At 65.0% G+C, this 10,180-nt stretch carries 9 protein-coding genes; 6 read left to right on the top strand and 3 right to left on the bottom strand.

Features of this window, described 5'->3' with window-relative positions; translation table 11 throughout:
• Window positions 1-753, top strand: a 753-nt coding sequence (locus tag VN047_RS14405) for a dipeptide epimerase (protein ID WP_325543804.1), incomplete at its 5' end; no start/stop codon positions are given.
• Complete coding sequence (locus VN047_RS14400; protein ID WP_325543802.1) at window positions 750-2,033, top strand: peptide MFS transporter; 1,284 nt, start codon at window positions 750-752, stop codon at window positions 2,031-2,033. The genes VN047_RS14405 and VN047_RS14400, both read left to right, overlap by 4 nt.
• Before the next feature lie 28 nt (window positions 2,034-2,061).
• Here VN047_RS14400 and VN047_RS14395 read toward each other — a convergent pair whose 3' ends face one another.
• Both VN047_RS14395 and VN047_RS14390 read right to left on the bottom strand, forming a co-directional pair.
• Window positions 2,062-2,826 carry an AraC family transcriptional regulator gene (locus VN047_RS14395; RefSeq protein WP_325543800.1) on the bottom strand — a complete coding sequence of 255 codons (765 nt, stop codon included), beginning with the start codon at window positions 2,824-2,826 and terminating at the stop codon, window positions 2,062-2,064.
• A 113-nt stretch (window positions 2,827-2,939) separates the two neighbouring features.
• Entirely contained in the window at window positions 2,940-5,663 is a 2,724-nt protein-coding gene (locus VN047_RS14390; RefSeq protein ID WP_325543798.1) for a TonB-dependent receptor plug domain-containing protein, read from the bottom strand.
• A 516-nt stretch (window positions 5,664-6,179) separates the two neighbouring features.
• Here VN047_RS14390 and VN047_RS14385 point away from each other — a divergent pair.
• Together VN047_RS14385 and VN047_RS14380 are read left to right on the top strand one after the other, a co-directional pair.
• Window positions 6,180-7,073 carry a TauD/TfdA dioxygenase family protein gene (locus VN047_RS14385; protein WP_325543796.1) on the top strand — a complete coding sequence of 298 codons (894 nt, stop codon included), beginning with the start codon at window positions 6,180-6,182 and terminating at the stop codon, window positions 7,071-7,073.
• A complete protein-coding gene (locus VN047_RS14380; RefSeq protein WP_325543794.1) occupies window positions 7,070-8,473 on the top strand; it encodes an FAD/NAD(P)-binding protein in 1,404 nt (467 codons plus the stop codon). Before VN047_RS14385 ends, VN047_RS14380 begins: the two co-directional genes overlap by 4 nt.
• Before the next feature lie 24 nt (window positions 8,474-8,497).
• Here the strand turns inward: VN047_RS14380 and VN047_RS14375 are convergent, their stop codons facing one another.
• A complete protein-coding gene (locus VN047_RS14375; protein WP_325543792.1) occupies window positions 8,498-8,992 on the bottom strand; it encodes a YdeI/OmpD-associated family protein in 495 nt (164 codons plus the stop codon).
• Window positions 8,993-9,252: 260 nt separating this feature from the next.
• Between VN047_RS14375 and VN047_RS14370 the strand changes: the two genes are divergently transcribed.
• Entirely contained in the window at window positions 9,253-9,846 is a 594-nt protein-coding gene (locus VN047_RS14370; protein WP_325543790.1) for a hypothetical protein, read from the top strand.
• A 76-nt stretch (window positions 9,847-9,922) separates the two neighbouring features.
• On the top strand, window positions 9,923-10,180 hold a 258-nt coding region (locus tag VN047_RS14365; RefSeq protein ID WP_325543788.1), incomplete at its 3' end, for an RNA polymerase sigma factor.

The raw sequence follows: 10,180 nt of genomic DNA, 5'->3' as shown, positions 1-10,180 counted from the left end.
GGCGGCGCGCGCAACGCGGTCGATGCCGCCTTGTGGGAACTCGAATCGAAACGGTCGGCGCGGCCGGTGTGGGCGCTGGCGGGGCTCGATGCGCCGCGGCCGCTGCGCACCACCTTTACCGTGGGCGCTGACGAGCCGGCGCGGATGGCCGATGCAGCGAGGGCCTATGGTCATGCGCGGTCGATCAAGATCAAGCTGACCGGCGACCTCGATCTCGACGTCGCGCGGGTGAACGCGATCCGCGCCGCGCGCCCCGACGTCTGGATCGGCGTCGATGCCAACCAGGGCTTTGGCGTCGGGGATCTCGATGCGCTGGTCGCCGCCATGGTGGCGGCCGATGTATCGCTGATCGAACAGCCGCTCGCGCGCGGGCACGAAGCCGACCTCGACGGCTATCGCTCGCCGATTCCGCTGGCGGCCGACGAAAGCGGGCTGACGCTCGCCGACGTACCGGGGCTGAAGGGCCGGTTCGACGTCTTCAACATCAAGCTCGACAAATGCGGCGGGCTGACCGAGGCGCTGATGATCGCGGAGGCGGCGCGCGATGCCGGCCTCGGCGTGATGGTCGGCTGCATGGTGTGCAGCAGCCTCGGCGCGGCGCCGGGGTTCGTCGCCGGGCAGCTCTGCGACCTCGTCGACCTCGACGGGCCGCTGTTCCTCGCGCAGGACCGGTCGCCCGGGCTGGTCTATGAGGGCGGGACGGTCTGGTGCGACGAAGCGGTCTGGGGTGCGCGCGCGGTCGCAGCCGCATGAGCGCGGCACCCGCGCCCACATGGTTCGGTCAGCCGCGCGGGCTGACCGTCCTGTTCCTCACGAACATGTGGGAGCAATTCTCCTATTACGGAATGCGTGCGCTGCTGGTCTATTACATGACCAAGGAGCTGCTGCTGACGCAGGGACATTCGTCCTTCGTCTACGGCGCCTATACCGCCTGCGCCTATTTCACCCCGATCATCGGCGGGGTGATCGCCGACCGGCTGCTCGGCAAGCGCCGCGCGGTGATCCTCGGCGCGACGATCATGGCGATCGGCCATTTCATGATGGCGTTCGAGCCGCTTTTCTATGCCGCGCTCGCGACGATCGCGATCGGCAACGGGCTGTTCCTCCCCAGCCTGCCGAGCCAGATCAACGACCTTTACACTGCCGGCGATCCGCGGCGCGGCTGGGCCTATAATGTCTATTATGTCGGCATCAACATCGGCGGCTTCCTCGCGCCGCTGATCTGCGGGACATTGGGCGAGCTTTACGGCTGGCATTATGGTTTCGGCGCCGCGGGCATCGGCATGTTCGCGGGTCTGATCATCTATGTCTGGGGGCAGCGCTATCTGCCGCCCGAGCCGCCGCGCGCCCCGACGGCGGACATGCCCGCGATGCGCTGGGCAGACCACAAGGGCACCTTTACGGTTCTGGTTGCCGTCGCGCTGTCGGTTACGGTGTTTCGCGGCGCCTATGAGCAGGTCGGCAACACGGTGGCGCTCTGGGCCGATACCGGGCTCGACCGTGCGATCGGGGGATGGACGGTCCCGATGACCTGGTTCCAGTCGCTCAACCCGCTGCTCGTCATGCTGATGACACCCCCGCTGCTCGCATACTGGCGCCGCCGCGCCGACACCGGGCACGACATGTCGCCGGCGCGGCGCATGGCGCTGGGCGCGGTCGTCGTCGCCTGTGCCTATCTGCTGCTCGCCGCGGTCGAATGGGGCAGCGGCGAGGCGAAAGCGCCCTGGTTCTGGTTCGCGGTCTTCTTCGCGATCTTCACCTTCGGCGAATTACTGATCCTGCCGACCGGCCTTGGCCTCTTCGCGCGGCTGGCGCCGCCGCGGCTCGGCGCCACGACGGTCGCGGCGTGGTATCTCGCGATCTTTGCGGGCAGCCTGTCGGCGGGGCTCGTCGGCATGTTGTGGAGCCATACGAGCCACGCGGTCTTCTTTGCGATGCTAAGCGGAATCGCGGTCGCTGCGGCGCTGCTGCTGCTTTCGCTCGACCGCGCGGTGCGGCGCGTCGATCCGACGTGGATATCGAAGGCGGGCTGACGGCGGAGGCCCGGCGCGGCGGGAGCCGTCAGGCGGCGTTGCGCTTGTCGTTCGCCCGCCGCCGCATTTCGGTCGGCGCCATGCCGAAGCGGCGCGCGAACGCCCGCGTGAAGCTCGCGTTGCTCGTATAGCCCGACCGGTAGCCGACGACCGCGACCGGGAGGTCGCTCTGGACGAGCAGCTGGCGCGCATTGTCCAGACGCCGCTCGCTCACCGCCTCGGCAACGGTGCACTGATAGAGTTCGCGAAACCCGCGCGTCAGCTTCGCCTTGTTGAGGCCGCAGCGGCGCGCGATGCTGCCGACGGTCAACTTGTCCTGCCAATGTTCGAGAACGAGCTGGTGTGCCGCGGCGACGAGCGCGATGTCATGCTCGCTGAGTGTCGTTGCGCCCTGCGCCTCGACCATCCGGTCCTCCTCGAGCGCCGCGAGGAGCTGGCAGAGGAGTTCGAGGCTGCGCGCGACGCGAAGCAGGCCTGCCGCCTCGCCATCGCCCTCGACCGCGACGACCGCGCGTCCGATCCCGCGCAGATCGGCCGGAAGATACCATCGCCCGCCGGCCTTGGGCACGAAGCCGAACATGCGAAGGCAGGCGGCGCGGTCGATGGCAAGGACCACCAGATCATCATGGGCCTCGACCGCCAGCGCCGGGGTCAGCACGCTGACGGCGGGTTCGCCGATATCGCCGAAACCGAAAATCAGCGGGTCGGAGGGAAGGCCGGCAAGATCGCACGAACCGCGGCCGATATAGCTGGTCAGTTCGGGCGAGACGATAACGGTGCGCTTGTTGCTCATGGCGATGCCAGCTTGGCCCCGCAACCCCGCGTGCCGCAAGCCGGAAATACGAAAAAAGAAGGCAGCGGGTGTCCCCGCTGCCTTCGTTCGTTTGTCGGCGATGCGATGCGCGGTCAGAAGCTGAGCTTCACCCCGCCCGAAACATAGCGGCCCATCACGTCATAATTGGGACTGGTGTAGGGCGTGATCGGCGGGTCGCGGTCGAACAGGTTGTTGACGTTGCCGAACAGCGTGAACGGCCCCGCCTTGAACTGGGCGCCCAGATCGACATAGGTGCGGCTGCCCACGTTGTTGTTCACGATCTCCACCGGGACCTCGTTCACGACCGTCAGAGGGCGGTCGAGCCCGCCATCGACATAGCGAATTCGCAGATTGGCGCCGAAGCTGTCGTTGTCAAAGGCGATCGTGCCCGTCCCGCGCCATTTGGGGGTCGAGAAGGCAGTGTCGCCGCCGACGTAGCCTGACACGTCCGCGCCATTGATCTTCAGGTTGAAGACATGGTTCGCCAGCGCACGGAACGACAGGGTGCCGTCGCCCAGCGGCACGCGGTACGATGCCTCGATGTCGAGACCCTGCGTGCGGTAATTGGCCAGGTTGCGATAGGTGTTCGTGATCGACCCGATCGTGCCATTCGCTTCGCGGGCGATGATGCCGCCGCAAGTGGGGTCGTTCGGCGTGGCGGCGAAGCACTGCTTGAGCAGGTCGTTCGCAGTGACCGTCGTGATCACATTGTCGATGTCGATGTCGTAATAATCGACCGACAGGCGCAGACCGCGCGCAAAGGACGGCGAATAGGATCCGCCGAGTGTCAGCGTATGCGAAATCTCGGGCGTCAGGAGCTTGTTACCGCCGCCATAGACAAACACATTGTCCTGCACCGTGCCGTTCTGGCCGCGGAAGGGGTCGAGAACAGTGCCGATATTGGTCGACCGGTTCAGGAAATATTCGTTGATGCTCGGCGAACGAATATCGCGCGAATAGACCGCGCGGAGCAGAAGGTCGCCCGCGACGCGCAGCGTGCCGCCGGTCTTCCACGACCAAATCCCGCCGCTGGTGCTATAGTCCGAATAGCGTGCGGCGCCGTTGACCTCAAGCTTCAAGACATCGGTCATGTCGAGCAGCGGCACGTTCACTTCGGCGAAGGCTTCCTTGACGTTGAAGCTGCCGTTCGTCGCCGACGAATTGAGCGTGCCGAGCGCATTGGCGAGTGACAGCGGGTCGATATAGTTGGTGACCTGCTTTTCCCAGCGGACGTCGGTGCCGAAAGCGATGTCGACGGGACCGGCCCAGGTCGAGAAGGGCTGACCCGAAACGCTGGCGCCCGCGGCATCGAGCTTGATCGTGTAGATCAGCTGCGAACCGCCGAACGCCCACGCCGCCGCCGCATCGGAAATGCTGCCGTTGCCGAAAAGATTGATCGGCACGCAATTGGGATCATCATTGGCTGTCGAGGCGTCGGCGTTGATGCGACAGGTCGGTGTATTGCCCACCAACACCGCATCGACGCCGTTGTCGAAGCGCGATTTGATCCGCTGGTTGTTGAGCCTCTGATTAAGCCGGATTTCGCCATGATTGTAATAAAGGTCGTACTTCCAGCTGTTGCCGAACGAGCCTTCAAGGCCGATCGCACCCTCCAGGTTGCGGCGGCTATACTTGAATTTCATCACGCGATCGACGCCGACATCGTCCATTACACGGCCCAGAATGAAGGGGCCGACGACGCCAGCCTCGGCGAGCTGGTCGCGGTTCGCTTGGGTCAGGAAGGCGTTGTCGGGCCTGATGAGGGTGTTCACGCCTGCCACCGTCTCGGGGAAGAAGCTGTAGTTCGCCGACATGCGATGAAAGCTGAAATTGGCCCAGACCTTCAGCGAGTCGGTGAGGTCGTAGCTGGCGCGGGTAAAGACGTTGATGCGCTCATAAGGCGTGCTGACCGCGACATAATCGAAGATATTCTGGCCGCCGCCGCCCACGGTCGTGACGCCGTGCGTGAGGCTGCCGAGCGGGAAGGCGCCGATATTGCCGTCGGGGTTGAAAACCAGATTGCGGGGCGCGCCGGTCAGGTCAAGGATCGAGCCACCGTTGTAAAGCTGGGTGGAATTGGGGTCGCGCACCAGTTCGAGCTTGTTGTCGGGACGTTGGAACAGGCCCGCCACCAGATTGGGCCGATCGTTGCGGCTGAGCGCGCCGCGCTCGTTCATATATTCGCCCGCAACCATGAGATGGCCGCGCCCGTCGGCGAAGTCGGTGCCCCATGCGATGTCGGCGCCATAACGCGCCGCGTCGCCGCGCGACGAGATGCCCGACTGCACGCCCATGCGCCAGCCGGTGAAATCATCGTCGAGAATGATGTTGACGACGCCCGCGACCGCGCCCGAGCCCCACGCCGCCGATGCGCCGCCGGTGACGACGTCGATCCGCTTGACCAGGCTTTGCGGCACGATGTTGAGATCATTGGCGCCGACGAAACGGTGTCCGTTGAGCAGGGTGAGGGTTCGCACCGCGCCAAGGCCGCGCATGTCGGCGGTCGATACACCGCTGAGCGTGCTGCCTGGCGTTGTGGTCGGCGTCACCGTGGCGCGAAATTGCGGAGCGTCGTTCAGAACCTGGGCGATGCTGGGGCGATTGCCCAGCGCAAGTTCGGCTTCGCCGATCACCGTGGTTGGCGTGGGGGCATCAAAACCCTCGCGCTGAATGCGCGAACCGCTGACCACGATATCCTCGTCGCCGACCGTGCTCGCCGTCACTTCTTCCGGAGCAGTCTGCGCATGGGCCGGGCTTTGCACGGCGATGACAGTGAGCGCGGTGCTGGCGAGCCAGCCCAGTTGAACAACCTTCATAGAAATCCCCTTCGCCTTCCTGATGGCAAGCGGGTGCAGGCCGTGGCCCTTTCATTTTCGCACGAAGGGTCCTGAATAAGACTGCTGCTTGCCGATACCCATAAGGACAGAGCGAACGGAAAATTTCAAGCAAATAAAGAGAAAAAATTTCAAAAAGTGAAAATCAATTCGCGCCGTACCGTACCCTCCTTCCATATGCGCCGGCCCAAAATTAGCTCTTTATGATTATTTTTCAAAAGAGTAACTAGGTAAACAGATGGAGGGTGCGGGCTGCAGCGCGCGTCTTTCATATCCGGACCGGGTTTGAAACTGCGAAAATTCCGTCGTTCTGGCCGCTGCCGTCTGTCGACGCCGGAATCGCATCCAGCTGACGCTTTTTAGCGGTCAATCGCGCCTTTTCTTCGCTTCGGCGCATCGGCTCTTGTCAATCATATAAGTTGAGTTAACTTGATCGCTCCCGGGACGTATTCCGAGTCGACCGAGCCGATTTGTCTGACCGACAAGAGGAGAGTGTCCATGGCCAGCCTGGCGCAAGCCCCCGACCTGTTCGATGCCGCGCGTTCGCTTGGCGTTTCGATTTCGCCCTCGACCCCGACGATCGGCGCCGAGATCGGCGGGCTCGACCTCGATCGCCCGCTGTCGTCGGCAGAGGCCGAATTGCTCCGCGCCGCGTGGCTGCGCTTCAAGGTCATTTTCTTCCGCGATCAGGACATCAGCCACGAAAGCCACGTCCGGCTCGGCGAATTGTTCGGCGACCTCGAAGGCCATCCGGTGATCCCGCATGTCGACGGCTATCCCGAGATTCTGCGCATCGAGGGTGTCGAGGGCGTGCAATTGACGACCGAAACGCTCGCCCCCTTTCAGGCGTACAATAAATGGCACACCGACGTGACCTTCCGCCAGCAACCTTCGATCGCTTCGATCCTGCGCGCGCGCGTCCTGCCGCCGCTGGGCGGCGACACGATGTGGGCCGACACCGCCGCTGCCTGGGCCGGACTGCCGCAGCCGGTGAAGGACCGGATCGAGGGGCTCGAGGCCGAGCATGACATCGTTCGCAGCTTCGGCGGGCGGGTGTCGGAGGAAAAGCGCGCACAGCTTGCACGCGACTTTCCGCCGGTGCGCCATCCCGTCGTCCGCTCGCACCCCGAAACGGGCGAGAAGATCCTCTACGTCAACTATACCTTCACCAGCCGCATCGTCGGGGTGAGCGAGGAAGAGAGCGACAGCCTGCTTCGCCTGCTGTTCGACCGGATCAAGGTTCCCGAATATCAGGTGCGCTTCCGCTGGACCCCGAACGCCATCGGCATCTGGGACAATCGATCGACACAGCATTATGCCGTCGGCGATTACTGGCCGGAATATCGCGCGCTCGAACGTGTGACCGTATCGGGCGATGTGGTAACCCGATGAGGATGATCGAAGCGCAGCTTCACTCGCCGCGCCCGCGTTTCCGGACCGCGACGCGCGTCGCGATCATCGGTGCGGGCTTTTCGGGAACCTTGCTCGCGATCAACCTGCTCGAACAGCCCGATGTCGAGGTGTTGCTGATCGAGCGCGACCGGCACCGCATGGGCGCCGGCGTCGCATACAGCAGCACCGAAACCTCGCACCTGCTCAACGTCCGCGCGGGCAATATGAGCGCCTTTGCCGACCGGCCGGACCATTTCTGCGAATGGCTGGCGGCGCGCGGGCTTGGCTGCGAGGCGGCATTCGTCACGCGCGCGACCTATGGCCGTTACCTCCGCGAAACGCTGCGCGCAGCGATGGAGACATATGGCCGACGGCTCAAGCTGGTCGACGACGAGGTGCTCGATATCGAGGAGAAGGGCGGGCAGGTTACGCTTGGCCTCGTCAACGGCGGGCTGATCGAGGCCGACAGGGCGATACTCGCGATCGGCAACCTGCCGCCGCACGACCCGCCGGCGATCGAGGGGGCAAGCCTTCCGTCGCATCGTTATATCGGCGACCCGTGGGCGAGTGCGTTCGAGGATGGGCTCGACAGGCATGCGCCGGTGCTCGTGGTCGGCACGGGGCTGACCGCGGTCGATGTGATCCTGCGGCTTGTATCGCACGGCCACGAAGGCCCGATCACCGCGCTGTCGCGCCGCGGCCTGCGTCCGCATCGCCATATCGACGGCTTGCCGCGTCCGAAGCCGGTGCTCGCCAAGCCCGCGCCCGACCTCTCCGAACTCGTGCGCTGGGCGCGCGAAGAGGCAAGGGATCGTGACTGGCGGCTCGTCGTCGATTCGATCCGTCCGATCACCCAGATGATGTGGGCGTCGGCCGACGCCGGAAAGCGCGCGCGGTTCCTGCGCCACCTGCGCCCCTTCTGGGACGTGCATCGCCACCGGCTGGCGCCCGCGGTTGCCGATCGCATCGATGCGCTCATAGCGTCGGGGCAACTCCAGTTTCGCGCGGGCAAGATTGCGGGTGTTGCGGTCGAACCCGACGCGCTCGCCGTTTCGTGGCTGCCGCGCGGCGAAGCCGACCTTGCGACGACGCGCGCGGCACGGATGATCAACTGCACCGGGCCGCAAGGGAATCTGCTCCGCTCCTCCGACCCGCTGGTGCGGCGCTTGCTTGGTGCGCGACGTATCCGCCCCGACGCGCTGCGCCTCGGGCTCGATATCGACCGCGACGGCCATGTGATCGACGCGGCGGGACGATCGTCGGAGCATATATTGGCGATCGGGCCGATGACGCGCGGCGACCTGTGGGAAGTCGTCGCGGTCCCCGACATCCGGGGCCAGGTCAGCGCGCTCGCGCGCCGGCTCGTCAACGCGCACTGGACAGGCGGCGAGGGGCTTTAAGCGACGGAGCAGCTATTGCCCGCTTCAGTTCCACTCGCGCGCGAGGAAGCGTTCCTTCGCACCGCCCAGAACCCGGATAGCGCGCTCGACGTTGCGCTGCCTTGCCGCGTCCGATTTCAGATTGGCGAGATAACGCAAAATTTCCTTCCTGAGGCTGGGCGGAAGACCCTCCCATCGGGTCATAGCCCGAGGGTTCACGCCGAGTAGCAAGGAAAATTCGGGAGGCATGTCATGTTGCGGCCCGCTCCTGTAGGCGCTGTCGAAGGCGATGGACACACTGACCGTGTCGCCCACCCCGGTACCCGACGCCTTGCGGACGCCGTTGTCCAGATAGAGATAAAAGCCGCCATCGCCCGCTGGCATCATGTTGATCCGCCAAGCCGGATCGGGCTTGCCGTTCACCTGTACCAGAACGGGCATCGGCCGCTTCCAGCCGGCCTTGATCCGCGCCGCGCGTGCGGGACTGACCGACACATAGGGATTGATGTCCCTGAGCTTGATTTTCGCTCTGAACTCCATTTGCGATGTACCGCACAGGCGCTTTGGTCGAGTCCAGACAAATCACCCCGGTGGTGGAGCGATGCCAAAAAAAAGCCGAAGGCCTGCATCCGGTGCAGGCGCTCGTTCCGTCAAGGGAATGATCGGCTGTTCGCCGATCGGGGCGGCAGCAGCTTCGCGCGACGGTCGGTATGTACTCACCGGTGCTCATCACCTCCGCCTTGTCGCGAGTCGCCGCCTGTGGTTTTCACCATGTCTGAGCGGCATGAAGGAGAGTGTCGATGAATTTGCTGATGACGACGGCGGTCGCCGCAACCGCGACATCGCCTGTCGCGCCACCCGTTGCGGTGACGGTGCCGGTGGCGCCGCCCCAAACCATCAGTCCGGCCGACGTCGCCGCCTATATCGATCCGCGCGAGGTTGCGGCCCATCTGCCCGCGCCGCTGCCGACTACCGAGTTGGTCGCTGTCAGCGAAGGCTTTTTCCGGCTGCTTGAAAATGCGACGCTTGTCGCATTGTTCATCGTCGGTTTCTTCCTGCTCGCGCGGCTACTCCACGCGTGGATGCTCCACCGTTCGATCCGCCGCGCGCTCGATGCGAAGTCGGATGCGGTCGGCCCGCTGATCGACAAGCTCAACAAGCCCTATGAGCACGTCGGCGGACAAAGCCCCGATGCGCCGGGCGACGACCGTAACGCTCTGGTGTTGCTCGCGATCGGGCTCGCGATGGCGGGTTTCGGGCTGATCCAGGGGCAGGACGAACTGATCCGCATCTCGACGGGCGCTGCACTGTTTCCTGCTTTCGTCGGCATCGCGTTGTTCGTCCGTCGCCGTCTTGCGCACGCTGCGGCTGCCGGGGAGCGCCCCGCTGCGTGATGAGGCATCCACCGATGAAGATTGGGCCCTCAACCGGCGTGTCGCGGAGGGAGATCGCGCCGCTTTCCAGCTCCTCGTGTTGCGGCATGAGGGGCGGTTGCGCGCCTTCCTGTCCCGCGCCGCGGGGTGCGACGCCGACGATCTGGCGCAGGAAGTCTTTGTCCGCGCGTGGCAGCGCGCCGGCGAATATCGGGGGCAGGGGAGCTATGCCGCGTGGATCATGGGGATCGGCTGGCGGCTGTTCCTCGACCAGCGGCGCACCGCGCGGCGGCGCGAGGGACTTCTGGGAATAGAGGATATCGCAAGCTCGGCCGACCCGCGTCCGGCAAGCGAC

The sequence above is a fragment of the Sphingopyxis sp. genome (assembly GCF_035565275.1).
GTDB lineage: Bacteria > Pseudomonadota > Alphaproteobacteria > Sphingomonadales > Sphingomonadaceae > Sphingopyxis.
This window is presented reverse-complemented; position numbering and strand designations above follow the sequence as displayed.